Here is a 25,899-nt window from a genome sequence, read left to right on the forward strand (position 1 = left end):
TACGCGTTGTCGAAGATCATCGCTCAATGCTTGCGCCATCACCCACCTCATCGCTGTAGATGTTGAATCAGCTTCGGCTCGCCGCGTCACCTCACAATCGATTCATCGATCACAGGATCTGCTCTAGGTTAGCTGCGGTCCGCTTTGGCGATCGGTTCCTGGTAGGTGAAGCCCATGTCCCAGGGGAAATAGATCCAGGTGTCCTGGCTGACTTCCGTGACGAAAGTGTCGATGGTCGGCACGCCGGAGGGTTTGGCATAGACGCAGGCGAAATGCGCCTTCGGCAGCATGGCGCGCACCTCCGATGCCGTCTTGCCGGTATCGGTCAGGTCGTCGATCACCAGAACGCCGGCGCCCTCGTCGACCGTCAGTTCGGGCGTGATCCCCTTGAGCAGGTTCATTTCGCCCTGGTTGACGTAGTCGTGGTAGGAGGCGATGCAGACCGTCTCGATGAGGCGGATATTGAGTTCGCGCGAAATGATCGCCGCCGGCACCAGGCCGCCGCGGGTGATACAGACGATCGCGCGGAAATCGCGGCCGAGGCCTGCGAGACGCCAGGCAAGCGCCCGGGCGTCACGATGGAATTGATCCCAGGAAACGGGGAAGGCTTTTTCGGGAAGAGACATGAGGCTGGCCACCATTAGCGAAACCATGTTGCTGGCTCTCGCTAATAGCGGCAATTCGCCCGTAGACGCAAGGATTTGTCAGCGGGAAAGCAAAGTCAGCGCCGTCATCGAATCGAGCACGCTGCGCGTCACGCCGCCGAACAGCATTTCCCACCAGCGCGAATGGCCGTAACCGCCCATCACCAGAAGGTCGACGCTGCCCTCGGAGAGGCGATTCTCGATCGCCGCTGCGATGGTCACGGCATGCGCCTCCCGGGTCGTCAGCGTCACGTTGATGCCGTGCCGTGCAAGAGTTGCAGCGATCTCGGCGCCGGCCGTTTCCGACGTCTGGCTGTTGCGGTCGCCGGGATCGACGCAGAACACCTCGACGCTCTCGGCCGCTTTCAGAAACGGCATCGAATCGAAGGTTGCCCGCGCCGCCTCCCGTGACCCGTTCCAGGCGATCATCACCCGCTTGACCGGCTGCGGCACCTTCATCGTATAGGGGACGAGCAGCATCGGCCGGCCGCTGTCGAAGAGGAAAGTCTCGAGATCGGCGCGGTGATCGGCATGCGCCGGATCGCTTTGGCTCGCAACGATCAGATCGACGGAGCGGGCGGTATCCATGACCGAATGGCAGCCGTAGCCGGCCGACGACATGAAGCTGCGCCACTCGACGGAAAGTCCCTCGCGGGACGACTGTTGCCTGAAGATCCGCTCCACCTCCGCCGTCTCCTTCTGCGCCGCGTCCTGCAGAATCTGCACGGCGGAGGGATCCGGAATTTCCATCGGCGCGATCAGCGGCACGGCGGCCAGCGTTTCTGCGTGGACGCCGATCAGGTGGCCGGAAAAGCGTTCGGCGAGCGCGATCCCGTAGTCGGTGATCGGCCTGGCGTTTTGAGGTGTGTCGAGAACCGCTAGAATGGTCTTGTAGGCCATGGCTGCATCTCCTCATCAACTGGCTCTGCGGGATTGGGAACCAGTCTCTGATAATTACGTGTGTCTCGCATTGACCCCGGTCAAGGAGTGGCCGCCGACAGCAGGAGAGGCAGAGTGCCGCGGGTCAGGCGTCGGCTGTCGGATTGGTGGCGATCTTGGCCCGGTCGATGCCGGCGATCATCTCCGCCACGGCCTGCGCGGCCGCATCCAGAACCTGCGGATCGCGGGCGCGCACGACGATCTCGGTCGAGAACCGCTGCCCGTCATACTTCGGATAGGAGCCGATGCTGGTCTCCGGATGCGCCTTCTGTACGGCCGACAGAAGCGTGCCGATATCGCCTTCGCCATAGGGGCAGGGCAGCGCCCGCGACAGCATTTTTGCGCCCGAGCGCAGCATCGGCAGCACGTTGTCGACCATCGCCTGGAAAACCTGCGGCACGCCGGCCATTACATAGACATTGCCGATGATGAAGCCAGGCGCGGTCGAGACCGGGTTTGCGATATGCCTGGAGCCCTCGGGCATGCGGGCCATGCGCTGGCGGGCTTCGGTGAATTCCATCTCGCGGCGCTTGTACATGTCGGCAAGCAGCTTCATCGCCTCCGGGTCATGGATGCAGGGCACGCCGAAGGCTTTTGAGATCGCGTCGGCCGTGATGTCGTCATGGGTCGGGCCGATGCCGCCGGAGGTAAACACATAGTCGTAACGGCCGCGCAACGCATTCAGCGCCTCGACGATCGCATCCTCCTCGTCGGCAACGATCCGCACTTCCTTGAGGTCGATGCCTGAAAGCGTCAGCAGATCGGCGAGATGGCCGATATTCTTGTCCTTGGTCCGGCCGGACAAAAGTTCATCGCCAATCGCGAGCATGGCGGCGGTGACGATCGAGGATGGTTGCGGCGCTTCAGACATGGATATTCCTCCGTAAGTGCCACACTCCTAAGCCCAATTTTTTCAACGCAGAAGCGATTTTGTGGTGAGGAACACAGAAATTGCCTCTGTTACGAATTTATGGTCCGCAAGCGAATTATCGTCTCCGGATGTTGAACAGTGCGTAGACCTCGCAGGGGCTGTCGCCGATCCGTGAAGCCGCTACATGTGGGTCTGGTTCTGGCCGCAGGCGGCCTTGTTCACACACCAGACATGCAATGGAGAAGATCATGGCGAAGGTTCTCGTGCTTTATTATTCCGCTTACGGCCACATCGAAAAGATGGCCTATGCCGTTGCGGAAGGCGCAAAGTCGGCAGGCGCCGACGTGACGGTCAAGCGCGTTCCGGAACTGGTTCCGGACGAGGTCGCCAAGGCCTCCTATTACAAGATGGACCAGCAGGCTCCGATCGCAACCGTCGAGGAACTCACCGAATACGATGCGATCATCGTCGGCGCCGGCACCCGCTTCGGCACGGTCGCCTCGCAGATGCGCAATTTCTGGGATCAGACCGGCGGCCTCTGGGCACAGGGCAAGCTTGTCGGCAAGCTCGGCTCGATGTTCACCTCGTCGGCCACCCAGCACGGCGGCCAGGAATCCACCATCCTCGGCTTCATCCCCACGTTCCTGCACCAGGGAATGGCCGTTGCCGGCCTGCCCTATGCCTTTGCCGGCCAGATGGGCACGGAAGAAGTCAAGGGCGGCTCGCCCTATGGCGCCAGCACGATCACCAACGGCGACGGCTCGCGCCAGCCTTCGGAAATCGAACTCGAAGGCGCCAAGTTCCAGGGCGCCCACGTCGCCAAGCTGGCAGCCAAGCTCGCTGGTTGAGTGAACTGCGATAATTTCTGAAGGGCGCGGCGAGAGATCGCCGCGCCCTTTTTTGCATTCCTTCCATCCGACCGTCTCGCTTTTTTCGTAACCGGCGAACCGCTTCCGCAATTTCGGTGCTTGACGGCGTCGCGCAAGTTCAAGAAACAGGACGCCCATGCGGACGTGGCGAAACTGGTAGACGCAAGAGACTTAAAATCTCTCGGCCTTTGGTCATGCGGGTTCGATCCCCGCCGTCCGCACCACTACAAAGAAAACCCTTGTAGTTTCAGATTGTTGATTGATATCAGAGCTTCTCAGACGCCCATCGCTACAAAGGGCGCTACAAAGCATGGTTCAGATGACGACGTTGAGCAAAGCCACAAACGGGGATTGGTTCGCCAGAAAAGCGATTCCCGCTGATGTCCGTGAAGCCTATCAGGCAAGGGTGACGCTTTCCTGAGGAAGCTCGTTGCTACGTTCCGTGACAAGACCGCTTAAGCGTCAAGGCGATCCTCTGGTATGATATCCAGCGGAATGCTGTTCATGACCTCCAGAAATGAGGGGGCCTGTGCAGCTTGTAGCGCAAGGAGCCGCTGCATAAGTTGCGGTTCCTTGTCTCTGCTCATTCGGTTCTGCACGAACCGCAGTTGCCGCTCAGAAGAGCCATAGACCAGCTTGCTAGCCTGCTCTACGGCTTTTTGATTGGCCATGCTTTCGAGCTTCGGCAGGGCGGCGTAACGCTTAAGCATCGTTGGGTTGCGGGCCGCGATGAACAGATCACGTGGTCCTACCGGCAGAACGATGTGGCTGTGATCGCCATTCAGGCCTTTGGTGTAGGTGACCGGGCGATCAGAGGTCAGTAGCTCGTGGTCAGCGGACAAAGACATAACGGTCCACTGCATGTCACACAGCATGTCGATCAGTTTCTCATTCGTGATTATCTTCTTGAGCGTGACCAGTGCTTTGTCGGGAACCGTTTCCATCACTTCTGAAGTCAGTTGCTCAAACGTTCGCGTTTCCTCGGCGGGTCTGGACGCGTCGAAGAGCCTGCGAAAAGCAGGCGCGAACATCAGGATTACTTGCTTCCGCATCTCTTTGACCACAGGCACATCTTCGGGCATCCTGCACATCAGCGATACCACAAACGTTGCCCATGCTTGCCGATCAGCGTCGGAGAGAGCTGCCCCAGAGATCAGCCGGCGCATCGCATCAGCAGCTCGGCTATCAACAGGAGAGAAGAAGTCCCTCTCCATTTCCCATGCACCAGCTTCAGTCAACTCAGAAGCGTACAGCCGGTTGACGTAGCCCGTGCCACTTGGATGGACACGACGCGCCTTCACCTTCGGCCCGAAAGGCCGGCTGAACTCAACGAGTTTCTCTCCGGGCTGAAGTGCCCACTGCTTCAAGTAGAAGACCGGGAGGTAGTGATGCTTCTTGGCTGCCTGCATAGCGAGCAACATAATCTGCCTGTCTACGCGGTGCCAGTGCCAATAGGGCAGGATCTATAAGTCCGCTGTCCGCGAGCTTCTGCAGGATTTCGTTCTCATCCATGTCATACAACAAGCCTTCCACTATAACGCCGCGTCTCAGTCTGTTCAGCCGGTCGTTTGAGGCTTGAATCGCCGCTTTTCAGGCAGTCAAGGTGGACCTTAAGCAAGGGCTGGAAATCCCCGTGGATGGCGTTGTTCAATCCCGGGCAGCCTGCTACAAAAGACACTACAAAGATCGATTTGGGTCGAAGAAAAAGACGATTAAAATCAACAGCTAAAGCCTGTGTGCCCGGTTCCCCCCCCGCCGTCCGCACCAAGCCTGACCTACTTTGCCTGCAACCGTTTGCGATGAAGACCGTTTGCGATGAAGACCGTTTGATATCCACTTCGATGGAGGCGTGCTTTGGGCTTTACCTTTGCGATCGGCGATATCCACGGCTGTCTTGCGCAGTTGAAGGAGCTGCTCGGGCAGGTGGAGGACCATGCACCCAGCGGGCATGTGGTTTTCATCGGCGACTACATCGATCGCGGGCCGAAGAGCAGGGGCGTGCTCGACCTCGTCATGGCGGGGCCGCGCAAGGAAGGGTGGCGGTGGACGGCGCTCAAGGGCAATCATGAGGACATGATGGTCCGCGCCCACCAGAACAGCGGGCACGACGAAATCCTCTGGATCGACAATGGCGGCCGCGAGACGATGGTTTCCTTCGACGGCTACGTGCCGCCGCAGGTGCTGTCATGGTGCGCGCACCGACCCTTGATCCTTGTCGACGAGCACCGGATCTTCGTGCATGCGGGCGTCGACGAGACGCTGCCGCTCGAGGGGCAGCGGGAGCGCGACCTGATCTGGAAGCGATTTGCGGGCGACGACGACGGCGAATTCTGGGGCCGGCATCTCTGCCATGGCCACACGCCGCTTCCCGGCAATCCGCAGACGGTCGGCAACCGCACCAATATCGACAGCGGCTGCGTGTTCGGCGGCGAGCTGACCTGCGCCGTCTTCGACGATGACGAGCCGGGTGGGCCGATCGAATTTCTCAAAGTGCCTTTTTAGCGCCACCAGAAGACCGGCGTCAGCAGGACCAGCACGGTCAGGATTTCGAGACGCCCGAGCAGCATCATCAGCGACAGCAGATAGAGCGCCGGATCGCTGATCGTGGAAAAGTTGCCGACGGGGCCGACGATCGGGCCGATGCCGGGACCGACATTCGACAGCGCGGTAATGACCGAGGAGGTGGCGGTCAGGACGTCGTAGCCGAACAGCGCCATGCCGACGCTGCCGACGACCCAGAGGAAAATGTAGAGGCTGACGAACAGGAAGACTGCACGCTGCGTTTCGGCGTCCACCGTCAGGCTGCCGTACCGTACGGGATAGATTGCGTTCGGATAAATGAGCTTGTTCAGCCCGGCGCGGATGACGTTGACGATCACCACGAAACGATAGGCCTTGATACCGCCGGCCGTCGAGCCGGAGCAACCGCCCATGAAGGTGGCGAAGAAGGCGACCAGTACCGCGAACGGTCCCCAGAGCGTGTAGTCGTCGCTCGCAAAGCCGCCTGTCGACAGGATCGAGGTCATGTTGAAGAACGAATGGATCAGCGCGTCATCGAGTTCGATGCCGTTCCTCAGGTGATGGTAGACCGCAACGACGATCGAGATGGCGCAGAGATAACCGAGGAAAACCAGGATTTGCGGATCGCGCAGCGTATCCAGCCGGCCGCGTACGGCAAACAGGATCAGCACCGAAAACGGCAGGCTACAGATCGCCAGGAACACCGTGCCGACCAGCAAGATCGCGTTGTTGTCGAAATAGGCAAACGACATGTCGTGCGTCGAGAAACCCGCCGTGGCGATCGTCGTCATCGCGTGGTTCAGCGCATCGAAATGGTCCATGCCGCCAAGATCATAAGCTATGGCGCAGGCAAGCGTCAGCAGGACGTAGACGATCAGGAAGGCCCGGGTGAAACTCGCAAGCCGGGCGAAGGGCTTGTCGTTGGTCTCCGACGATTCGAGCTTGAAGATCGAGGCGCCGCCGACCTTCAGGAACGGCAGGACGAACAGGCCGAGGCCGACGATTCCGATGCCGCCGAGCCAGCAGAGCAGCGAGCGCCAGAGCAGGATGCCGGGCGGCATGTTGTCCAGCCCGACGATGACGGTCGAGCCCGTCGTGGTGATGCCCGAAATCGATTCGAACAGCGCCTGTGCAAACGAGAGTTCGTGTTCGGCAAGGAAGAGCGGTATGGCGCCGACCACCGAAAACATCGCCCAGAGTACGTTGACGAGGAGGAAGCCGAGACGCTTGTTGAAGACCGGCGGGGGGCCATGGGTCGCGAGCGCTGCCGCCGCCGCAAGTCCGCCGACCATGAGGCCGGACATGGCGAAAACCTGCCAGTCGCGATGCCCGTAATAAAGGTCCACCATCGCCGGCAGGAACATGGCGAGCGACAGGTAGAGCGCGCAGAGCGCCGTCATGTAGATGACCGACCGAAGAAGATTGGCGTTCAAAAAATGGTTGTCCCGAAGTTCGTGGCAACTGAAAGAAGCTTTGTCTCAGCCGTAAGCCTATGGCATAGCGGGACCATTCTGGAAATTCAATGGATGGCCGATGTGACCGAGGCAGACGTGACCAAGGCGGGTGTGACCAAGGCGGGCGTGACGAAAGCGGGCGTGGACGAAGCCAGAGTGGCGATGCGGGAAATCTTCCCCGAGACGCCGCTGCAGATGAACGAGCACCTCAGCCGCCGTTACGGCGCCGAAATCTGGCTGAAGCGCGAAGACCTGTCACCGGTCCGCTCCTACAAGATCCGCGGCGCCTTCAACTTCCTGCGCAAGGCGATTGCCTCAGGCGCGAAGGGCAAGACATTCGTCTGCGCCTCGGCCGGCAATCACGCGCAGGGTTTCGCCTTCGTCTGCCGCCATTTCGAGGTGCCGGGCGTGGTCTTCATGCCGGTGACGACGCCGCAGCAGAAGATCGACAAGACCCGCATGTTCGGCGGCCCCTTCATCACCATCCGGTTGATCGGCGACATCTTCGACCAGTGCTATGCGGCGGCCCGCGCCCATGTGGAAGAGATCGGCGGCGTCATGGTGCCGCCCTTCGACGACGCCGACATCATCGAAGGCCAGGCAACCGTCGCGGCCGAACTGCTCGAACAGCTGCCGGAAGGCGTGAAGCCCGACCTGGTCATCCTGCCGGTCGGCGGCGGCGGGCTTTCCTCCGGGACCACCGGCTACCTGAAGGGCATCGTCAAGCGGGAAGACTTTCTCTTCACCGAGCCGGAAGGCGCCCCGAGCCTCAAGAAGAGCCTCGAAGCCGGCGAGCCGATCACGCTCGCCAAGCTCGACAATTTCGTCGACGGTGCCGCGGTGGCGCGGATCGGCGACCTGAATTTCGAAGCTTTGAAGGGCTTTTCGCCGGATCAGGTTCTGCTGGTGCCGGAAAACGCCATCTGCGTGACGATTACCGAAATGCTCAACGTCGAGGGTGTCGTACTGGAGCCGGCCGGGGCCCTGTCGATCACCGCGCTCGAGATGCTGGGGCGCGAAAAGCTCGCGGGCAAGACGGTGGTCTGCGTCGTCTCGGGCGGCAATTTCGATTTCGAGCGCCTGCCGGACGTCAAGGAACGCGCCATGCGCTACTCCGGTCTCAAGAAATATTTCGTCCTGCGGCTCGCACAGCGCCCCGGCGCGCTGCGTGATTTCCTCAACCTTCTGGGACCGGAAGACGATATCGCCCGGTTCGAGTATCTCAAGAAATCGGCGCGCAACTTCGGCTCGATCCTGATCGGTATCGAAACGGCAAGGCCGGAGAATTTCGCCAGCCTGCTCGAACGGTTCGAAGCGGCCGGCATGGGCTATCAGGACATTACCGAAAACGAAATCCTGGCGAACCTCGTCATCTGAGCGTTGCTTCCAGCCAGGCGATGACGCGGTCAGCAAGCGGTCCGGTGGTCGCCGGGGAAACGATGTCGCCGGCAATCACGTGATTGCCGGGATCGCCGGTCTTGCCGACATCGAAAAGCGCCTGAGGCCCGCCCCAGCGGCCGGCGACCGCGCGCACCTTGTCGGGTCGAATGACCTGATCGAGCGAGGAATAGAGGAACAGGGCCGGCGTCGTGATCCGTTCCACCGGGCTCTCGACCGAGAGTTTTACGAGCGCTGCCATCGGCAGCAGCGCTTTTGTCGGATAGCGGGTCGTCCAGTGGGCGGCGTGGCGGTCGTTATAGGGCGTGAAGCCGCGGTTTTCCCCAAGCAACAGTCGTGAGAGCTGCGGCGCGACCGGTGTCGTCAGCAGAAATGCGGCAAAGCTGTTGATGCCGTAGTTCGGCGATACGAACACGGCAGCCGAGATGCGCGATGCGATCTTCGGATCGGCAAGTGCGAGCGTCGCGAGCGAGGCGCCGGTCGAGGTGCCGATGACGACGACGCGATTGCCGAGCGCTTCACCGATCGCGAGACTTTCGGAAAAATCCGCCAGCCAGTCTTCAAGGCTTGGCTCCCCCATGGCGTCGCCGCTGCGGCCATGGCCGGCGAGGCGGGTGAAATAGAGATTGGCGCCAAACGCTGCCGCGACGCGGTCGGGCAGGGGGCGTATCTCCTCGGCCGAGGCCGAGAAGCCGTGCAGGTAGACGATCGCGAAAGCCGTCTTCGCCTTCGTCGCCGGATCGGCCCATACGACGCGTTTGGCAGCACCCGGACGAATGTCGGCGAAGTGGCTTTCGCTCGCGTTGAGATAAGCGTCGATATCGACGCCGAGGCTGGTCTTGTCGAAGGCCGGAAAACCGTCAGCGGGCATGCGCGGGCCGGACATCAGCATCACCCCGAAGGAGGCGATCAGGATCGCGCAGACATAAATGATCGTCCGCCATGACAACAATCTCCTCCGCATCCGGCGCTCCCTCCGAACCAGGGGAGATGATAGGCGGGCTTGGTGACGGCGGGAAGTCTATTTGCCGCAGATCTGAGGTCGGGAGGGCAGGGCGCAGAAGCCGCGGCGCTCCACCTCGGGCCGGGTCTTCTCGATCACGTTGGTCCAGACGAGGCCCGGAAAGCCTGAAGGCACCAGATCCCACGCATCCCGGTCGTCTATGCCGGAAGATCCGGCGTCGCCGGCCTCGAACGGGCCGATCAGCACCACGTCCGATCCGGCTGCCTGCATCCGGTTGTAGAAACGCTCCGGCCAGCCCCAGAGCAGGAAGGCAAGATTGGCGGGGACCGGGACAAGGGTATTGCGGCACGCTTCCGGCACATGGCCGCTCCAGCCGAGCGCCAGGTAGTTGAGGAGGCAGGATTTGGCCGTGCGGTTGGAATAGCCGGGAAGCCCAGGGACGAGCGCCACCGCTTTTTCGGTCGGCTCGTTTCCGCCATAAACGCCGAACGCCGCTGCCCGCGCGCCAGGGTCGGTCTTGAAAAGCGTGGCCAGGGCTTCGCCTTCCTCCGTGCGGCGGCTCTTGAAGTTGATCAGGAAACGGCCGTCCGGCAGGGCGGCAAAAACCTCCGGCAAGGTCGGCATCAGGCCTTTGCCCTGGCCTCGGAACGGAAAGGTCCGGCCGCCGTCGGCGGTGTAGCCGTAGCCGATGTCGAGTGTCTTCAAAACCGGCATCGGCGTCTGTTCCGTGACGCCCTTGGCCTCGGTGCGGCAATCGAGCGTCCAGTCGTGGAAAACGGCGAACTGCTTGTCCGGCGTCAGATGCACGTCGAGTTCGACCACGTCGGCGCCGGCATCGAAGGCGGCCTTCATGCCTGCCACGGTGTTTTCCAGATAGGCATGCGTCGGCGGCAGCATCAGGCTCGCGGTGCAGGTGTCGTTCTTGATATCGGTGGCATCGAAAAGCTGGTGCTGCCCGCGATGGGCAATGATCCTGAGCGGAGTTTCCGGGAAGCGGGAGAACAGGGAGGTATTGCCGATCCAAAGCGCGGCGATGACGGCGAGGAGAAATGCGGCGGCGATCTTCCATTTCATGCGGTCAGGCTCCTGAATCGTGCGGATGGATATGAGACGTTGGATTGTGACTTTTCCTTGGGTGCCCTGCTTCCGGCTCGCGCAGGAATATGCTAGGCAGCCGCCATGGCTTCGTTTCTGTCCAATATTTTCTCGATGTTCTCCGGTGGCGGCAAATCGGCCGAGGCACCTGCTGCTTCCGCCAAGCCGGTCGAGCATGGCGGCTGCATCATCCACCCGGCGCCGATCCGCGAAGGCTCCCAGTTCCGGCTGGCCGGACGTATCGAGAAGGACGTAGACGGCGAGACCCTGGTGCGCAATTTCGTCCGCGCCGACGTCTTTACCTCCATGGACGACGCGGTCGAATATACCGTCCGCAAGGCTCAGCAGATCATCGACCAGAATGGTCCCTCGCTATTTTCGGATGGGGAGAAGTCGCGCTCCGCGTGACATGCGTTCCGCATTGTGATCGCAAAAATTGTGAGTCACACTCAAAATTAAAGCATTAGCGATAGCTTGAAGCATCTGTTCCGATGTCTTTTCTGCGGTCGACTTTTAATGCGATCTCGCTGGTCATATTTTATGCTTTTTATCGGCTCCGGGCTCTCCGGTGGCCTTATCCCAGGTTATGCCTTCGCGGATGACCTTCCTTCGGGCGCCTCGCGGCTGGACATGACCTGGGTTCTCGTCGCCGCCGGACTGGTGATGATGATGCAGGTCGGCTTCCTTCTTCTCGAAGCCGGCATGGTGCGCTCGAAGAACTCGATCAACGTGGCGCAGAAGAACCTTCTCGATTTCGTCTTCGGCGTCGTCGCGTTCGCCGCGGTCGGCTTCATGATCGCCTTCGGCCGTTCGAACGGCTTCCTGTTCGGAACGCAGAGCGAGTTCTATTTCCTGCGTGGTCTCGACAGCTGGCAATCGGCCTTTTTCGTCTTCCAGGTCATGTTCTGCGGCACCGCCGCGACGATCGTGTCGGGCGCCGTTGCCGAGCGCATGAAGCTGGCGGCCTATGTGTTCGGCTCGCTGTTCATGTCGGGGCTGATCTATCCGGTCTTCGTGCACTGGGCCTGGGGCTCGGCACTGTTCCCGAACCCATCCGCCTTCCTGTCCCAGACCGGTTTCGTCGATTTCGCCGGCTCTACGGTCGTTCATTCGACGGGCGGCTGGGTGGCGCTGGCAGCCTGCATGGTCATCGGCCCGCGCATCGGCAAGTTCGATGCCGACGGCACGCCGGTCAGGATCGCCGGCCATAGCCCTGTGCTCTCGACCACCGGCGCGCTGCTGCTCTTCATCGGTTGGATCGGCTTCAACGGCGGTTCGACGCTCGGCGTTACCGACCAGGTGGCGCCGATCATCATGAACACGGTGCTGGCCGGCGGCATGGGCACCTGCGTCGGTTATGTCATCGGCTTCTACCAGGACGGCGTCATCCTCCCGGAAAAATCGAATTCCGGCATGCTCGGCGGGCTGGTTGCGGTCACCGCCGGCTGCCACATCCTCGATCCGGCAAGCGCGCTGATGGTCGGGGCGATCGGCGGCGCGGTGGCGATCTTCGGCAACGCCTTCATTGAGAGAACGCTCAAGATCGACGACGCTGTCGGCGCGATCGGCGTGCATGCCTTTGCAGGCGTCACCGGAACTCTGCTTCTGGCGCTTCTCGCGCCGGTCGATCAGCTTCCGGCTGGCGGCAGGCTGGCGCAGCTGCATGTGCAGCTGGTCGGCGTCGGCGTCAATTTCTACTGGTCCTTCGGTCTCGGCTACGGCTTCTTCTGGGCGGCCGACCGGCTGATGCGCATCCGCGTTTCGGCGAAGGACGAAGAGGAAGGGCTGAACCTTGCCGAACACGCGACACGCCTCGGCGTCGGCCACGTGGAGGATGCGCTGACCGATCTTCTCGGCGGCAAGGCCGACCTGCGCAAGCGCCTTCCCATGGTCAAGGGCGACGAGGCGGAAAAGCTGACCGGCCTCTTCAACCGGCTGATGGACAATATCGAGCAGGAGGAGCGCAGCCGCGGGGAGCTGATCGAGCTCCGGCGCGACAACGAGGAATCCGAGCGCGTCGCAGCGCTTGCGAACGCCACGTTCGAGGCGATCCTGATCCACCGGGGCGGGGTCATCGTCGACGGCAACGAACAGCTCGCCAAGATGATCGGCCTGCCGCTCGTCGAGATTATCGGCCGTTCCGCGTTCGATTTCCTGCATGACGGCGAGACGATCCGCGTCGCCGACATGATGAAACTCAACGACGACAACAGCCACGAGATCCGCGTGAGGCTGGCGAACGGCGAGGAAATTCCGGTCGAGGCGCGCGGTCGCGACATCCTCTACCGCGGCGAGAAGGCCCGTATCGGCTGCCTCGTCGACCTCAGGGAGCGCAAGCTGGCGGAGAGCCGCATGCGCTACCTCGCCCTCCACGATCCGCTGACCGGGCTGCCGAACCGTGTGCTGTTTTCCGAGCGGCTGACCGAGCTGGTGGACGCGGCTGGAAACGGCAAGGGATGCGGCGTCCTGATGGTCGATCTCGACCGTTTCAAGGACATCAACGATATCCACGGCCACCAGGCGGGCGACGCGGTGATCCGCGAAACCGCCGTCCGGCTTGCGGCCGAGGCCGGTCCAGACAACATCGTCGCCCGGCTCGGTGGCGACGAGTTCGCCGTCATCATCGCCCATACGTCCGATACCGACGAACTGGAGACGTTCGGCGATCGGCTGCTTGCCGCGATGGCCTACCCGATCGATATCGGCCACGGCGAGCAGGTCAATATCAGCGTCAGCATCGGCGGTGCGCTCTGCCCCGAAAACGCGGGGGACATGGATGCGCTGATCGGCTGTGCCGACGTTGCGCTCTATCATGCCAAGAATGCCGGCCGGAACGCCTGCCGCATGTTCAGGCCCGGCATGAACGAACTGATCGAAAGGCGCCGGGCGCTGGAGGTCGATCTGGAAATCGCTCTGCAGCGGGGTGAGTTCGAACTCTACCTGCAGCCGCGCGTCGAGGCCGAAAGCGGCCTCATTATCGGCCACGAGGCGCTGCTGCGCTGGTTCCATCCGAAGCGCGGCATGATCAGCCCGGGCGATTTCATTCCGGTTGCCGAAGCCTCCGGCAATATCATCCGGCTTGGCGCCTGGGTGCTCGCCGAGGCCTGCAGAATACTCGACGACCTCGACGGCCATATCAGCGTCAACGTCAGCCCGCTGCAGTTTCGCCACGCCGATTTCGTCGCCGATCTTGCCGACCTGCTGAAGCGCACCGGCGCCGATCCGCACCGGATCGAGCTCGAGATCACCGAAAGCGTGCTGATCGAGGACGACAAGCGCGCCGTGCAGATCCTCAACGATCTGAAGCGCATGGGCTTCCACATCGCGCTCGACGATTTCGGCACGGGATATTCGTCCCTGAGCTATCTCAGCCGCTATCCGTTCGACACGATCAAGATCGACCGCAGCTTCGTCAACAACCTGAACCTGGTCGACAATGCACAGATCATCGTACGCACGATCATAGACCTCGGCACCGGTCTCGGCATGAAGATCGTCGCGGAAGGTGTAGAGACGACCGAACAGGCGCTGTTCCTCGCGCATGCGGGCTGCGACGAGCTGCAGGGGTATCTTCTCGGCAAGCCCCGCAAAGTCAGCGAGATTGCGCGCGAGATCGATCCGGCGATCGCCACTCAGCTCCGCAACGTGCCGAAGAAGCTGCCGGAGATCCAGGATTACCCGACGTTCGAAGGGGAAACCAACCAGCCGTTATTGCATAGTCATGCATAATGGCCATAATCCCATGGGGTTGGACACGTAAAACGATAGTCGTTACAGCGGTATAGCACCTGCAGGGGGTGGAAGCGGATCGAAATGCAAGCGTTCAATCTGGCCCTCTTCCTGCTGGAAGCGGTGATCTACTTTTCTGTCATGACGGCGTTCCTGCATTTCCGTCGTCAGCTTGGCCTTGGGGTGTTCCTGGCCGCACTCGGTGTCATGCATTTCATGGAGACTTACCTCGCCGCGGTCTTCTACATCGATCTTCCGTTCGGCACCGTCTCGCCAGGCTCGTCGGTGTTTTTTGCCGGCAAGCTGATGATGATCCTGCTCCTATACCTGAAGGAGGATGCGGCAGTCGTTCGCCAGCCGATCTACGGGCTTTTCCTCGGCAATCTCCTGACAGTCGGCATCGCCCAGATTCTCCAGGCGCATGAAGTCGTCCCACTGCCTGGCGGCCGCGCCGCAGACATGGTGTTCCTGAGCGAGATGGGCTGGCTGATGGTGTGGGGCACGGCGCTGCTCTATGTCGACGCGATCGGCATCATCCTGCTCTATGAACGGCTGGGCCGGGTTCTGGGCGGCAATGTCGTGCTCCGTTTCGCGATCAGCGGTGCAGCTGTCCTGACCTTCGACCAGATCGGCTTTTATTCGGGGTTGAACATCCTCTTCGGCGCGCCGCCTTCGGTGTTCTTCGGCGGGTGGTATGCCAAGCTGCTGTCCGTGGTGCTCTATTCGCTGCTGTTTGCCGCCTATCTCAAGATCGAGCAGATCCCGCGGCTGGCCAGATCGACGCGCGAGATCACCGATATCTTCAACGACCTGACGTTTCGCGAGCGTTATCAGGCGCTGCTTGCCAAGAGCGGCGTCGACGGGCTGACCGGCCTTTTGGACCGGGGGCGGCTGGAGGCAGACGTTCCCACCCTCATTCACCGCTGTCTCGATCGTGGAAACGGGCTCAGCCTGATCATCATCGACGCGGATCATTTCAAGCAGGTCAACGACCTCTTCGGCCATCTGAAGGGGGACGAGGTGCTGAAGGAGGTTGCGGTATGCCTGCAGGCCGGTTCCCGCCCGAGCGACCATCTCTCCCGCTTCGGCGGTGAGGAATTCGTGCTGATCCTGCCCGATACCGACCACGACAGCGCCCTGATGATCGCCGAACGCCTACGTACTGCCATCTGCCGTTCGGTCATTCGTCCCGACGGCCAATGCGTAACCGTCTCGATCGGCGTCGCGACGGCTCCGGAGGACGGACATGCGCTCGATACGCTGCTCGGGCGCGCCGACGAGCGGCTCTACCGCGCAAAAAATGACGGCCGGAACAATGTCCACGGCCGTCTTGGCAGGCTCGTCCCGTCAGGCGCAGGGACGGCTTAAGCGGCGAGAGCGAGCTGCCGGTTGCGCTGCTGGGCGCTGGCGATCGCCTTTTCAGCAGCCTCGGGGCCGAAGGCGACGCCTTCGACATAGATGACTTCCACATCGGTCATGCCCAGGAAGCCGAGGATGGTCGTGAGGTACGGGACGGCATGGTTCATGCCGGTAGCCGGGCCTTCGGAATAGACGCCGCCGGAGGCGAGCACGATATAGATTTTCTTGCCCTTGGCGAGGCCTTCCGGGCCTTCGGCCGTATAACGGAACGTCTGGCCGGCGCGGGCGATGTTGTCGATCCAGCTCTTCAGCGTCGAATAGATGTTGAAGTTGATGAGGCCGGTCGCGATGACCACGGTATCGGCAGCCATCAGTTCGGCGACCAGCTTGTCGGAATAGTCGGCGGCGGCGGCTTCTGCCGGGGTACGGTCGGCTGCAGGCTTGCGGATGGCGGACGTGGTGACGCTGTCGAGATGCGCGATCGGGTTGACGCCGAGATCGCGATGGACGACCGACGTACCATTGTCGCGGGCGCTCAGTTCGTTGGCGAGGTCATGGGCGACCTTGCTGGAAAGCGAGTCGTCGCCGCGCGGGCTGGAAGTGACGAGGAGAATGGAGGACATGCTTCTTTCCTTATCTGGAGATCTATCTGCGGTCTTGGGCCCGCAGAAGGACTGGAGAGCGGGTGGATCCGCTGTGTTCGAGAGAATAGATAGGCGTGGACGCCCATCGATAAAACTGAGATAATATCGAAGCTATCTATCGATAATCTGGATGACGACCATGGATGCCAATCCCACACTCGATCAGTTGCAGGTGTTTCTGGCGGTTGCCGAAACCGGCAGTTTTTCCGCGGCTTCGCGGGTGCTGAACCGGGCGCAATCGGTGGTCAGCTATACGATCGGCAATCTTGAGACCCAGCTCGAAGTGACGCTTTTCGAGCGCAGCGGTGCCCGTCAGCCGAAGCTGACCGAAGCGGGCAAGGCGCTGCTGACCGACGCCCGGCGCATCGTCGCGGATCTCCAGGTGATGCGCGCCCGGGCAAAGAGCATCAAGCAGGGGCTGGAGGCGGAACTGTCGGTGGCGCTGAGCGTCATGGTTCCGTCGGATGCCGTCGTGAAGGAGCTGCGCGAGTTCCGGGAGAGGTTCCCAAGCGTGGCGCTCAACCTCAATGTCGGCGAGCTCGGCATGGTGATGGAGATGGTCATTTCCGGGAAGGCCGATATCGGCATCGGCGGATCGATCCTTCGGCAGGAGGATTCGGTGGTGATGGAGAAGATCGGCTACTCCTTCATGATCCCGGTCGCCGCTGCCGAACATCCGCTTGCAAAGCTCGGTCGGCCTCTGACGCTCGCGGACGTGCGCGAGGAAGTCCAGATGGTCGTCACGGATACGTCCGGCCTGACCAAGGGCCGCGATTTCAATGTCCTGTCCTACAAGACATGGCGCGTCGGCGACATCGCCACGAAACACCAGCTGATCAAGGGTGGTCTTGGCTGGGGCGGCCTGCCGGCGTCGGTCGCCGGACGGGACATCATGGACGGAACCCTCGTGGCGCTCGATCTCGAAGCCTACGAGCAGAGCCAATACCCTCTCTATGCCATGCGCAAGGCAGCAAACCCGCTGGGACCTGCGGGCCGGTGGCTGGTCGAGGCCATGGAGCGCCGCCTTTCGACCTGCCCGAGCCATGACGACTTCAAGCAGATGCTCGGTATGGAACCTCGGGAAGGGATTCCTGAAGCCGCCGAATAACCGAAGCGGTTCCGGCCGGGCGCATCGACGCGGGGTTCAAAGCCACTCGATGCGCTTGAGGATCCACAGCGTGCCAGCGGAAATGACGATGACCAGCGCAACGATGATCAGGAAAGCCCAGGTCTCGTCGACGCCGGGAATGCCGCCGACATTCATGCCGAAGAGGCCGGCGACGACGCTCGGGGGCAGGAGAAGGGCCGCCAGCGCGGCAAGCCGGTTGGAATTGCGCGCGATCCGCTCGCCGATGACTGTGGAAAGGTCGTCATGAAGGATGCCGGTCCGGTCGCGGATCGCGTCGAGATATTCGATGAACCGCATCAGTTTGTCGATGACCTCGCGAAATCGGAGCTTGTCCCGCTCTCTGAGCCATGGCGCGTCGTCATGCTCGATCCTGTTGAGCGCGTCGCGCTGTGGCGCGAGATAGCGGCGTAGCTGCACGGAGCGGCGACGCAGCAGCTTGAGCCTCTGGCGGACCTCGCTCGCTTCCCCCTTGAAAATCAGCTCGTCAAGTTCGTCGACCTCTTCGTCCATGTCGTCGAGCACCGGCTCCAGATCGCGGACGAGCTTGTCGCTGACGAGCGCCAGCAGTTCTCCCGCCTGCCGGGGACCCTTGCCGTTGTCGAGCGCCCGCCGGATATCGCGTAGCGCCGTGATATAGTGGCCGCTGTCGCGCAATGTCACCAGTCGGTGTTCGTCCACCCAGATATGCAGGGGGACGAGGTCGATCTCGTCGGAGCTTTTTTCTGCTTCTTCCGGCGGCGCGGCGCAGACACCGCGCAGGATGATCAGCAGCCCGTCGTCCAGGGGCTCGACGCGCGGGCGGGAATCCTCTGCAAGAAGCGCCTCCGCCACCAGCGGATCGAAGCCGCCATTGGTGTTTATCCATTCTGCCGTTGCCGGGTGATCGCGCTCGAAATGCAGCCAGACGAGGCCGTCTCCCGGCTTCCAACTGCAGGCCTCGGCCATGTTCATCGTCCTGCAGCCGCCGTGCCCGTCGAGGACAAGGGCGAAGCGCAGGCCGGGCTCGTCTCCGTAGCTTACCGCGGTCTTTGCCTTTTCGAGCATCCGTGCGCGTCCTCCCCGCCGATTTCGGATCGATTCTACCAGCAAACACCATGCCCGCGAAGGGTAAGCATTCCCTCAACAACGGCGGAACGACCGGTGCGCGCCGGGCGCGAGTTGACGACGTTTCGACCTCTGATATAACGGCACCACGGTCTGCAGTTCACCAAGGCGTTGCCGTCCCGAAAGGGAAGCTAAACCTGCACAGACAAAGATGATCAGCACTTATCCCGTGCTAGAGTCGACAAGCCGGCGACCAGCGACACCCTGATTTTGAGGGAATGGCGCGTTTAAGGATAAGACATGCCGAGATCCATCTTTCCCATGGAGATCGCCGACCTGTCGGCTTTCGCCAAATTCCTTCGCAGCGAAATCCTCAGGTTCGATCACAAGCCGAGCCATCTGGAGATGCTCAATCTCCTGACGCGAGCCGCAGGTTTCCGCAACTATCAGCATTTTCGGGCTGCTGCCAAAACGGCCGACGTCGTCGCTGAATGGCGCCCGGTGCTGGACGACATGCCGGCCCCCGATGAGGCGCGGGTGCTCAAGACAGCGCGCCACTTCGATGAGGAGGGCAGGCTGGTGCGCTGGCCCGCCAGGCGCGGGCTGCAGGAACTCTGCCTGTGGTTCCTCTGGTCGAAGATACCGGCGGACCGGGAGTTCACCGAACGGCAGATTAGTGAGCTGCTGAACACGCTGCACCTGTTCGGCGACGCCGCGATGTTGCGCCGCGACCTCTTCGATTTCGGTCTCGTCCAGCGCACCCGCGACGGCCGGGAATACCGGCGCATCGAGCAGAAGCCGCCGGCGGAATTGAAGCTGCTGCTGTCGCGGATCGGTCTCGCCGGGGCAACGGCGGCATAACCGCCGGTCGGCCCATTCCGGATCGGTCCAAATCGTGATCGTGAGCCATCGGTCGGGACTTTCCCTGCCGGTGGCTTCTCCGACAGGATCAGAGTTGCAGCGTCCCCTGAATACAGGTGACTACGTCTCCACCGATCCAGATATCGTCGCCGACTTTGTCGACATACACTCGGCCGGCGCGGCCAAGCACGGTGCCCTGTGCCGCAACGTAGCTTTCCGGCGCGACACCGGATCCGATCAGCCATTGGGCAAGGCCGGCGTTGAGACTGCCGGTGACCGGATCCTCATAGCCGTTGCGGGTAAAGGCACGCACCTCGAATTGCGCGTCCTTGCCGTCAAGATCGGGATTGAAGCGCCCGACGAGCCCGACGCGGGTGCGGGCGAGAGCGGAGTAATCCGGCTTGACCGCCAGCACATCGGCGCGCGAGGGCAGGCGCACGCCGATCCAGTCCGGGCCGTTCTCGCACCAGTTGGAATCCTCGATCAGGTTGGTGGGCAGGCTGAGCGCCTTGGCGATCCGCTCCACCAGCGCCGGATCCACCGGGCCGCTGCGGGTCAGCGGCGGCGCCGCGAACGCAAGTCGATTGCCGTCACGGCGGATGCGGACGAGGCCCGCGCCGCATTCCTGCACGATGTCGCCGATCGGTGACGCGTGTTGCTGCGAGAGCCAGACATGCGCACTGCCGAGCGTCGGATGGCCGGCGAAAGGCAATTCCTGCGACGGTGTGAAAATCCTGACCCGGTAGCTGGCCTTCGGATCGGTCGGCTCGAGCAGGAATGTCGTTTCGCTGAGATTGGTCCAGTTGGCGAAGGACTGCATCTGCGCGTCGCTCAGTCCGTCTGCGCCGATCACCACGGCAAGCGGATTGCCGCGCATCGGCTGGCTGGAGAAGACGTTGACCTGCTGGAAGGAGAATTTTGGCATTGCCTTGCCTCATGCAATTGAAAAGAAAGACGGCAGCCAAGGCTGCCGTCCAGATATCGCCGAAGGGTGGTGTTGGCCGTTACAGCACGAGCCGGAACTTGGCGAAGCCGTTTTCGCCGTCGCCGGCGTCCTCGATCTTGGCACCCTTGACCGCGGTCGCGAACTGGCGGGCCTTGGGGCCGGTTTCGAAGATCGCGCTAGTGCCGGGCAGCGGCTTGAACGACCAGTTGGCATCGGCCGACGGGTTGATCGTGCCCTGTTCGACGATATAGCGCACGATCACGTCGCGGTTGGTGTCGGGCGCCACGAAGATGACCTTGTCGCCGGCGATCTCCGGGAACTTGCCGCCGCCGCCGGCACGGTAGTTGTTGGTTGCCACCACGAATTTCTGGGCCGGATCGATCGGCTTGCCGTTGTACATGAGGTCGACGATGCGGTTGGCGTTGGCATTGATCAGCTTGCCGTCCTTGTCGAAGCGGGTCGGCTGGGACAGGTCGATCTGGTAGGTCACTCCGTCGATGACGTCGTAATTATAGGACGGGAAGTCATTGTTGAGGAGAGGCGCGTCTTTCGCGCCCGCCTGCACCTGGTTGAACATGCCGGCCGACATTTCGAGCCAGTTCTTGACCTGAGCTCCGGTGATCAGCACCGCCTGTACGGTATTCGGATAGAGATAGAGGTCGGCGACGTTCTTGATGGCGATGTCGCCTGCCGGGACATCCGTGAAATACTCGGCGCCGCCGCGGCCGCCTGCCTTGAAGGGCGCTGCGGCCGAGAGCACGGGAATGTCCTTGTACTGGCCCTCTTTCAGCATGTCCTTGATGTACCAGGTCTGGGCATTGGAGACGATCTGCACCGAGGGGTCGTCGGCGACCAGCGCGAAGTAGGAATAAAGCGGCGCCGAACTCTTGCCGACGGCGCGGCGCACGTAGGCAAGCGTGGCCTCATGCTCTTCCTTGGCGGCGGCGATGACTTCCGGCTTGTCTTTGACGTCTGCGACGATCTTGCGGGACTCGTCGCGATGGTAGATCGGCCGGGCTTCGGACGTGGAATCGACGATCTTCCAGCTCTTGCCGTCCTTTTCGAGCAGCAGGTCGATCAGCCCCATATGCGAGCCCCAGAAGCCGCCCATGACGGCCGGCTTGCCCATCAGCTTGCCCTTCTTGGTGTCGGCGCCGACAATGCCGTCGAAATCTTTGGTGCCCGGGAAGACCAGATGCTGGTGGCCGGTGAAGATCGCATCGATGCCTTGGATGCCCGCGAGATAGAGCGAGGCGTTTTCCATCCGGTCGCTCTGTCCGCCGCCGTCGATGCCGGAATGGGAGAGGGCGATGACGATGTCGGCACCTTCCTCCTTCATGACCGGCACCCAGGCTTTGGCCGCATCGACGATGTCTCGGGTCTGCGCCTTGCCTTCGAGGTTCTTTGCGTCCCATGTCATGATCTGCGGCGGCACGAAGCCGATAAAGCCGACCTTGATCGGGCTCGTGGCGCCCGAACCGTCACGGATCTGTTTTTCGACGATCACGTAGGGTTTCAGGAAAAGCTCGTCCTTCTTGGCGTCGGAGGCGAGCTGGCCCTTGGTGAGGTTGGCGCAGACATAAGGGAAGCCGGAACCGGCCAGAACCTTGAACAGGAAATCGAGACCGTAGTTGAATTCATGGTTGCCAAGCGTGCCGGCATCGTAGCCGAGCACATTCATCGCCTTGATTACCGGGTGCTTGTCGCCGTCCTTCATGCCGCGCTCATAGGCCATGTAGTCACCCATGGGATTGCCCTGCAGGAAGTCGCCATTGTCGATCAGCATGGAATTGCCGGCTTCGGCGCGGATCGCGTCGATGATCGAGGCGGTGCGGGCAAGGCCGAGCGTGTCGTTCGGCTTGTCGGCGTAATAGTCGTAGGGGAAGACGTGGACGTGGATATCGGTCGTTTCCATGATGCGCAGATGCGCCTGATTGCCGGCCGCACGGGCGGCAAACGGGTGCAGCATGACAAGCGCCGACGAGGCGGCAAGACCTCCGAGCAGCGAGCGGCGGGTGATCGGATGAAGATCGTTGAGCGACGACATGGGCAGCCTCCTTGGAACGGACCGATAAGCGACAATTCGGCGCCATATTGACCCGCGTGGATTGTATCGCCAAGCGGATTCTGAGCGGTGGAGGAGATAGACGTGAGGATCGCCGGCTCTATCCCAAAAGCTGTCGGAAGGAGGTGTCAACCGCACCTATCAATAGGCCGCCATCCGCATCGCGTCGACGAGTTGGGCCATCTGGAAGGGTTTGGCAAGGACGGGGATGTGGCGCATGTCGGCAGGCAGGCCGAGCGGTCCGTATCCGGTCACGAAAATGAAGGGGATGTCCCGCGCGGTCAGGATCTCGGCGACTGGAAAGCTGGCTTCGCCGGCAAGGTTCACGTCCAGCAGGGCCATGTCCAGCGGAAGCGATCGAGCCTTGAGAATTGCCTCGTCGAGCCGCGAGGCCGTCCCCACCATCCTGCATCCGATCTGCTCCAGAAACTCTTCGAGCATCATCGAGACAAGCGCCTCGTCTTCGATGATGAGGACGCGAATTCCGGCGAAGATATGGGTGTCTTTCACCTTGCCCCCATTTGCATGAATGGCGTCGCCTCAGCCGGGACGGCGATATCGGCGAGCGGGGCTTCCATCGTGCCGATGACACCAGCAGACTGGTCGAATATCACCGATGCCTTGCCGCCGAGATCCTGGGCAAGGCTGCGCTCGATCAGCCTGACGCCGAACCCTCGTTTAGACGGCGCAACCACCGGCGGGCCGCCGCTTTCCGCCCATGTCAATCGCAGCAGAGGTTTGGCACCCTCAACAATCTGCCAGTTGATCGCGACCTGGCCGTTAAGCGTCGAGAGCGCGCCGTATTTCAGGGCATTGGTCGTCAATTCGTGCAGACCCATGGCAAGCGCGAGCGCCGCCCGCGGCAGCAGCCGGAGGGGCGGCCCGGAGACCGCGAACCGATAGTCCCCGCCTTCGCCGAATGGTGCCAGCGCGCCGGTCACCACGTCGTCGATATTGGCCCCCTCCCAGTTTTCGCGGGTGAGCACGTCATGGGCGGCGGCCAGCGCCATGAGCCGCCGCTCCAGGTTCTGGCGCACGATCGGATCGCCGCCCCGCAGGGTCTGGGAGGCGATGGCCTGGATGGTCGCAAGCGTGTTTTTGACGCGGTGGTTCAACTCGTTGACCATGAGCTGCAGCCGCTCTTCGATCCGTTTTCTCTCGGTGATCTCGACCGAGACGCCGACCAGGCCGATGACTTTGCCATCGGCGTCGCGCAAGGGGGCTTTGGTCGACGACCATATCCGCGGATGGTGGCCTGCGTGGCTGATGACCTCTTCGAATTCCTCGGTTCTCGCCTGATCCATGATCCGGCGATCGTTGGCCATGACGGCTCCGGCCTGGCTTTTGCTGTCCAGCAATTCCATGTCCGTGCGGCCCTCGACTTCGAACCATGGCCTGCCGATCAGGTCGAGCGTCGTGACATTCGCCAGGATGATGCGGCCCTCCAGGTCCTTGGCGTAGATCAGCCCCGGCGCGGTCTCCAGGATGGTGCGCAGCAGGGTGTTGGTCTGATGGAGCTGCCGTTCGGCGAGCCTGATGGAGGTGATATCATGGCTGACTTCGATCGCGACTTCCGGCTCCCCGGCCTCGCCGCGGCTCAGCGACCATTTGCTGACGATGTGGATCTCCCTGCCGTCCTTGTGGCGACGCGTGAGCTCACCCTGCCATTCGCCGTCGCGAACGAGGGCCGAATTGATTTCTTCGAGAGAGGTCGGGCAGCGGGTGTGAAGGAGCTCGACACCGTCCATTCCAAGGGCTTCCTTCTCGGAATAGCCGTAAAGGCGCTCCGCGCCGATCCCCCAGGATACGATCCTGCCGTCGAGGCTGCGCAACATGCCCTGCGTCTGCCCGAATGCCTGCATGAACCGTTCGAGCCGGTAGAACTTCGCATCGATATCGCGCCGTATCCTTCGTTTTGCCCAGATGGATGCTGCCAACAAGGCGGTCGCAAGCGCGAGGAGGACAACCGCCTCGGCCGCAGTGACGGCCGCCCGGCTCGGCTCGTCGGACTGCGCCAGAAATGCGCCCAGTGCGAGCAGCACGACTGCGAAGCATGTGACAAGGGTAACCAGCAGGCGCGGCGCCCGCGATGTTGGAGAGGGCAAGTTAAGGGGAACAGCAACCATCTAAGCATCCTTTGTTTTGCCTGTGGGCCGTGGCTGTCGGCTCAATACAGGCGGGAAAAACGTGGACACTTGAACAGCCGCTACTCTTGACGAGGGCGGTTTTAGTTTCGCCGACTCCGGTTTAGATTAGGATTCTATCACTTATGGATTCAACGGCAAGTAGTAAATAGTCAGTAAACGCCAATCAGCGTTTGATATTTCCGACGGGCGCTGGCTTTGCATCAACAGCATTTACGCATGGCGCTGATTCGCGACGCGCGAATAGTTGAAGCCCGGTGGAAGCGAAGTTGATCTAGCCCGCTTCAGCGCGAGGCTGGAACTTCTCTGTGGAAGAAGCGGAAATAGGAAGATACCTGCGCCACCGCATTGCTGTTGATGCTGAACTGCACGCCGAGCCGGCCGCTGCGGCGCCATTTGACGGTGCCTTCCAGGATGCCGAGCTCTTCGCTTTCGATCCGGACCGGGCTGCCGTCGGCGGCATGCAACGTGCGTCCGCCGAGGTCGAGCGCCATGCCGGTTGGCGAAAGGTCGGTAACGCGGCCTTCAACGGCTTGATTGAAATATTTGACCGTGCCCAGGATGCGGGTCTTCTTGCGCTCGGCACCGCGGGTCTTCATTCGTCCGTTGATCATGGTCCACCCCTCGTTGTTTTCTCAGACGCGGAAGATACACGCCGCGCCTTGAAATCCCTTTAGGACGATCCGTAAAAGTCGAGCGATCCCGATCATAGTCCCACATTCGGCTTGTCGATGATTTCGCGCAGCGCAAAGCTCGAATTGATCTTCACCACATGGGGCAGCGCCGACAGCCAGTCTCGATGGATCCGCTCGTAATCCTCCAGATCCTTGGCAGCGACCCGCAGGATGTAGTCGTATTCGCCCGACATCAGGTAACAGACCAGGACGTTGGGGCAGAGTTTGACCGCCGCTTCGAATTCCGTGAGCGTCCTGGCGAACTGGCCGGACAGCGAGATGTGGACTATCACCATCATCTTGTAGTCGAGCGCCTTGTTGGAAAGCCGAGCGTGATAACCGCTGATCGTGCCGTTCTTTTCAAGGATGTCGAGCCGCCGCGAACAGGCCGACGCCGACAGCCCGACACGCTCGGCAAGCTCCGCATTGGAGATGCGGCCTTCCTGCTGCAAGGTTCGCATGATCGCAACATCAATGGCATCCAATGCACTCATTCGAAGATCCTTCGAAAAATCGACCAATCAAGCAATTATCTGCGAAAATCCGGCAT

Annotated in this window: 23 protein-coding genes and 1 tRNA gene; 9 read left to right on the forward strand and 15 right to left on the reverse strand. The window is 61.7% G+C overall.

All coding sequences use genetic code 11. The annotated features are described in order from the left end of the window. Positions 1 to 128: 128 nt before the first annotated feature. The 3 genes from gpt to C5L10_RS11175 form a co-directional block, all read right to left on the reverse strand. Positions 129 to 626 carry a xanthine phosphoribosyltransferase gene (gene gpt / locus C5L10_RS11165; protein WP_046668073.1) on the reverse strand — a complete coding sequence of 166 codons (498 nt, stop codon included), beginning with the start codon at positions 624 to 626 and terminating at the stop codon, positions 129 to 131. A 78-nt stretch (positions 627 to 704) separates the two neighbouring features. Further along, positions 705 to 1,544 carry a universal stress protein gene (locus C5L10_RS11170; RefSeq protein ID WP_105429746.1) on the reverse strand — a complete coding sequence of 280 codons (840 nt, stop codon included), beginning with the start codon at positions 1,542 to 1,544 and terminating at the stop codon, positions 705 to 707. 124 nt (positions 1,545 to 1,668) lie between these two features. Beyond that, positions 1,669 to 2,454, reverse strand: coding sequence for a competence/damage-inducible protein A (locus C5L10_RS11175; protein ID WP_105429747.1), 786 nt, complete (start codon positions 2,452 to 2,454; stop codon positions 1,669 to 1,671). A gap of 248 nt (positions 2,455 to 2,702) precedes the next feature. Here C5L10_RS11175 and wrbA point away from each other — a divergent pair, with 248 nt between their 5' ends. Beyond that, the gene (gene wrbA, locus C5L10_RS11180; protein WP_105429748.1) at positions 2,703 to 3,302 is read left to right on the forward strand and encodes an NAD(P)H:quinone oxidoreductase type IV; all 600 of its coding nucleotides are present in this window, start codon (positions 2,703 to 2,705) and stop codon (positions 3,300 to 3,302) included. Between the two features lie 159 nt (positions 3,303 to 3,461). Beyond that, positions 3,462 to 3,547: transfer RNA gene (locus tag C5L10_RS11185), tRNA-Leu, on the forward strand. Between the two features lie 231 nt (positions 3,548 to 3,778). On the opposite strand, the gene C5L10_RS11190 is transcribed toward C5L10_RS11185, so the two are convergent. Then, positions 3,779 to 4,732 carry a DUF4238 domain-containing protein gene (locus C5L10_RS11190; RefSeq protein WP_172716996.1) on the reverse strand — a complete coding sequence of 318 codons (954 nt, stop codon included), beginning with the start codon at positions 4,730 to 4,732 and terminating at the stop codon, positions 3,779 to 3,781. A gap of 445 nt (positions 4,733 to 5,177) precedes the next feature. On the opposite strand from C5L10_RS11190, the gene C5L10_RS11195 reads away from it, so the two are divergent. Further along, positions 5,178 to 5,825 (forward strand): metallophosphoesterase family protein, encoded by a 648-nt coding sequence (locus C5L10_RS11195; RefSeq protein ID WP_105429750.1) that lies wholly within the window; start codon positions 5,178 to 5,180, stop codon positions 5,823 to 5,825. Here C5L10_RS11195 and C5L10_RS11200 read toward each other — a convergent pair. Next, positions 5,822 to 7,276, reverse strand: coding sequence for a TrkH family potassium uptake protein (locus C5L10_RS11200; RefSeq protein WP_105429751.1), 1,455 nt, complete (start codon positions 7,274 to 7,276; stop codon positions 5,822 to 5,824). The genes C5L10_RS11195 and C5L10_RS11200 overlap by 4 nt on opposite strands. A gap of 183 nt (positions 7,277 to 7,459) precedes the next feature. Between C5L10_RS11200 and ilvA the strand changes: the two genes are divergently transcribed. Next, positions 7,460 to 8,674 (forward strand): threonine ammonia-lyase, encoded by a 1,215-nt coding sequence (gene ilvA, locus C5L10_RS11205; RefSeq protein ID WP_371411936.1) that lies wholly within the window; start codon positions 7,460 to 7,462, stop codon positions 8,672 to 8,674. Here the strand turns inward: ilvA and C5L10_RS11210 are convergent. Together C5L10_RS11210 and C5L10_RS11215 are read right to left on the reverse strand one after the other, a co-directional pair. Then, positions 8,667 to 9,644 (reverse strand): carboxylesterase, encoded by a 978-nt coding sequence (locus C5L10_RS11210; protein WP_245447977.1) that lies wholly within the window; start codon positions 9,642 to 9,644, stop codon positions 8,667 to 8,669. The two genes, ilvA and C5L10_RS11210, sit on opposite strands and share 8 nt — an antisense overlap. 72 nt (positions 9,645 to 9,716) lie before the next feature. Further along, positions 9,717 to 10,733 (reverse strand): glycerophosphodiester phosphodiesterase family protein, encoded by a 1,017-nt coding sequence (locus C5L10_RS11215; RefSeq protein WP_105429753.1) that lies wholly within the window; start codon positions 10,731 to 10,733, stop codon positions 9,717 to 9,719. Positions 10,734 to 10,838: 105 nt separating this feature from the next. Here C5L10_RS11215 and C5L10_RS11220 point away from each other — a divergent pair, with 105 nt between their 5' ends. The 3 genes from C5L10_RS11220 (at position 10,839) to C5L10_RS11230 (ending at position 15,851) form a co-directional block, all read left to right on the forward strand. Next, positions 10,839 to 11,162 (forward strand): HlyU family transcriptional regulator, encoded by a 324-nt coding sequence (locus C5L10_RS11220; RefSeq protein WP_037084625.1) that lies wholly within the window; start codon positions 10,839 to 10,841, stop codon positions 11,160 to 11,162. Between the two features lie 132 nt (positions 11,163 to 11,294). Continuing rightward, the gene (gene amt / locus C5L10_RS11225) at positions 11,295 to 14,483 is read left to right on the forward strand and encodes an ammonium transporter (RefSeq protein WP_105429754.1); all 3,189 of its coding nucleotides are present in this window, start codon (positions 11,295 to 11,297) and stop codon (positions 14,481 to 14,483) included. Positions 14,484 to 14,567: 84 nt separating this feature from the next. Further along, on the forward strand, positions 14,568 to 15,851 hold the full coding sequence (locus tag C5L10_RS11230) for a diguanylate cyclase (protein ID WP_105429755.1): 1,284 nt from the start codon (positions 14,568 to 14,570) through the stop codon (positions 15,849 to 15,851). Here C5L10_RS11230 and C5L10_RS11235 read toward each other — a convergent pair. Then, positions 15,848 to 16,465: an FMN-dependent NADH-azoreductase gene (locus C5L10_RS11235; protein ID WP_105429756.1), complete on the reverse strand. Its 618-nt coding sequence runs from the start codon at positions 16,463 to 16,465 to the stop codon at positions 15,848 to 15,850. The two genes, C5L10_RS11230 and C5L10_RS11235, sit on opposite strands and share 4 nt — an antisense overlap. Positions 16,466 to 16,625: 160 nt before the next feature. On the opposite strand from C5L10_RS11235, the gene C5L10_RS11240 reads away from it, so the two are divergent. Then, the gene (locus C5L10_RS11240; protein WP_105429757.1) at positions 16,626 to 17,594 is read left to right on the forward strand and encodes a LysR family transcriptional regulator; all 969 of its coding nucleotides are present in this window, start codon (positions 16,626 to 16,628) and stop codon (positions 17,592 to 17,594) included. 36 nt (positions 17,595 to 17,630) lie between these two features. Here C5L10_RS11240 and C5L10_RS11245 read toward each other — a convergent pair whose 3' ends face one another. Then, positions 17,631 to 18,659 carry a CorA family divalent cation transporter gene (locus C5L10_RS11245; protein ID WP_105429758.1) on the reverse strand — a complete coding sequence of 343 codons (1,029 nt, stop codon included), beginning with the start codon at positions 18,657 to 18,659 and terminating at the stop codon, positions 17,631 to 17,633. Positions 18,660 to 18,959: 300 nt separating this feature from the next. On the opposite strand from C5L10_RS11245, the gene C5L10_RS11250 reads away from it, so the two are divergent. After that, positions 18,960 to 19,520: a DUF2087 domain-containing protein gene (locus C5L10_RS11250; protein WP_105429759.1), complete on the forward strand. Its 561-nt coding sequence runs from the start codon at positions 18,960 to 18,962 to the stop codon at positions 19,518 to 19,520. Between the two features lie 88 nt (positions 19,521 to 19,608). Here the strand turns inward: C5L10_RS11250 and C5L10_RS11260 are convergent, their stop codons facing one another. The 6 genes from C5L10_RS11260 to C5L10_RS11285 all read right to left on the reverse strand — a co-directional run bounded on the left by C5L10_RS11260 (position 19,609) and on the right by C5L10_RS11285 (position 25,843). Then, positions 19,609 to 20,445, reverse strand: a complete 837-nt coding sequence (locus C5L10_RS11260; RefSeq protein WP_105429760.1) for a PhzF family phenazine biosynthesis protein — start codon at positions 20,443 to 20,445, stop codon at positions 19,609 to 19,611. A 79-nt stretch (positions 20,446 to 20,524) separates the two neighbouring features. Further along, positions 20,525 to 22,513 (reverse strand): bifunctional 2',3'-cyclic-nucleotide 2'-phosphodiesterase/3'-nucleotidase, encoded by a 1,989-nt coding sequence (locus tag C5L10_RS11265; protein WP_105429761.1) that lies wholly within the window; start codon positions 22,511 to 22,513, stop codon positions 20,525 to 20,527. A 159-nt stretch (positions 22,514 to 22,672) separates the two neighbouring features. Then, positions 22,673 to 23,041: a response regulator gene (locus C5L10_RS11270; protein ID WP_105429762.1), complete on the reverse strand. Its 369-nt coding sequence runs from the start codon at positions 23,039 to 23,041 to the stop codon at positions 22,673 to 22,675. Continuing rightward, entirely contained in the window at positions 23,038 to 24,657 is a 1,620-nt protein-coding gene (locus C5L10_RS11275) for a sensor histidine kinase (protein ID WP_105429763.1), read from the reverse strand. The genes C5L10_RS11270 and C5L10_RS11275 overlap by 4 nt, the downstream gene beginning before the upstream one ends. Positions 24,658 to 24,959: 302 nt before the next feature. Continuing rightward, entirely contained in the window at positions 24,960 to 25,289 is a 330-nt protein-coding gene (locus C5L10_RS11280; RefSeq protein WP_105429764.1) for a PilZ domain-containing protein, read from the reverse strand. A gap of 92 nt (positions 25,290 to 25,381) precedes the next feature. Continuing rightward, on the reverse strand, positions 25,382 to 25,843 hold the full coding sequence (locus C5L10_RS11285) for an Lrp/AsnC family transcriptional regulator (RefSeq protein WP_105429933.1): 462 nt from the start codon (positions 25,841 to 25,843) through the stop codon (positions 25,382 to 25,384). Positions 25,844 to 25,899: the final 56 nt, after the last annotated feature.

The sequence above is a fragment of the Neorhizobium sp. T6_25 genome, from assembly GCF_002968555.1.
GTDB lineage: Bacteria > Pseudomonadota > Alphaproteobacteria > Rhizobiales > Rhizobiaceae > Neorhizobium.

Excerpts from the sequence above, each read along its gene's own strand:
- gpt (WP_046668073.1), bottom strand. The coding sequence starts at position 626 with ATGTCTCTTCCCGAAAAAGCCTTCCCCGTTTCCTGGGATCAATTCCAT.
- C5L10_RS11240 (WP_105429757.1), top strand. The coding sequence starts at position 16,626 with ATGGATGCCAATCCCACACTCGATCAGTTGCAGGTGTTTCTGGCGGTT.
- C5L10_RS11190 (WP_172716996.1), bottom strand. The coding sequence starts at position 4,732 with ATGCAGGCAGCCAAGAAGCATCACTACCTCCCGGTCTTCTACTTGAAG.
- C5L10_RS11250 (WP_105429759.1), top strand. The coding sequence starts at position 18,960 with ATGCCGAGATCCATCTTTCCCATGGAGATCGCCGACCTGTCGGCTTTC.
- amt (WP_105429754.1), top strand. The coding sequence starts at position 11,295 with ATGCTTTTTATCGGCTCCGGGCTCTCCGGTGGCCTTATCCCAGGTTAT.
- C5L10_RS11175 (WP_105429747.1), bottom strand. The coding sequence starts at position 2,454 with ATGTCTGAAGCGCCGCAACCATCCTCGATCGTCACCGCCGCCATGCTC.
- C5L10_RS11220 (WP_037084625.1), top strand. The coding sequence starts at position 10,839 with ATGGCTTCGTTTCTGTCCAATATTTTCTCGATGTTCTCCGGTGGCGGC.
- ilvA (WP_371411936.1), top strand. The coding sequence starts at position 7,460 with ATGCGGGAAATCTTCCCCGAGACGCCGCTGCAGATGAACGAGCACCTC.
- C5L10_RS11260 (WP_105429760.1), bottom strand. The coding sequence starts at position 20,445 with ATGCCAAAATTCTCCTTCCAGCAGGTCAACGTCTTCTCCAGCCAGCCG.
- C5L10_RS11285 (WP_105429933.1), bottom strand. The coding sequence starts at position 25,843 with ATGAGTGCATTGGATGCCATTGATGTTGCGATCATGCGAACCTTGCAG.
- C5L10_RS11215 (WP_105429753.1), bottom strand. The coding sequence starts at position 10,733 with ATGAAATGGAAGATCGCCGCCGCATTTCTCCTCGCCGTCATCGCCGCG.
- C5L10_RS11230 (WP_105429755.1), top strand. The coding sequence starts at position 14,568 with ATGCAAGCGTTCAATCTGGCCCTCTTCCTGCTGGAAGCGGTGATCTAC.
- C5L10_RS11235 (WP_105429756.1), bottom strand. The coding sequence starts at position 16,465 with ATGTCCTCCATTCTCCTCGTCACTTCCAGCCCGCGCGGCGACGACTCG.
- C5L10_RS11245 (WP_105429758.1), bottom strand. The coding sequence starts at position 18,659 with ATGCTCGAAAAGGCAAAGACCGCGGTAAGCTACGGAGACGAGCCCGGC.
- C5L10_RS11280 (WP_105429764.1), bottom strand. The coding sequence starts at position 25,289 with ATGATCAACGGACGAATGAAGACCCGCGGTGCCGAGCGCAAGAAGACC.
- C5L10_RS11265 (WP_105429761.1), bottom strand. The coding sequence starts at position 22,513 with ATGTCGTCGCTCAACGATCTTCATCCGATCACCCGCCGCTCGCTGCTC.
- C5L10_RS11170 (WP_105429746.1), bottom strand. The coding sequence starts at position 1,544 with ATGGCCTACAAGACCATTCTAGCGGTTCTCGACACACCTCAAAACGCC.
- C5L10_RS11275 (WP_105429763.1), bottom strand. The coding sequence starts at position 24,657 with ATGGTTGCTGTTCCCCTTAACTTGCCCTCTCCAACATCGCGGGCGCCG.
- wrbA (WP_105429748.1), top strand. The coding sequence starts at position 2,703 with ATGGCGAAGGTTCTCGTGCTTTATTATTCCGCTTACGGCCACATCGAA.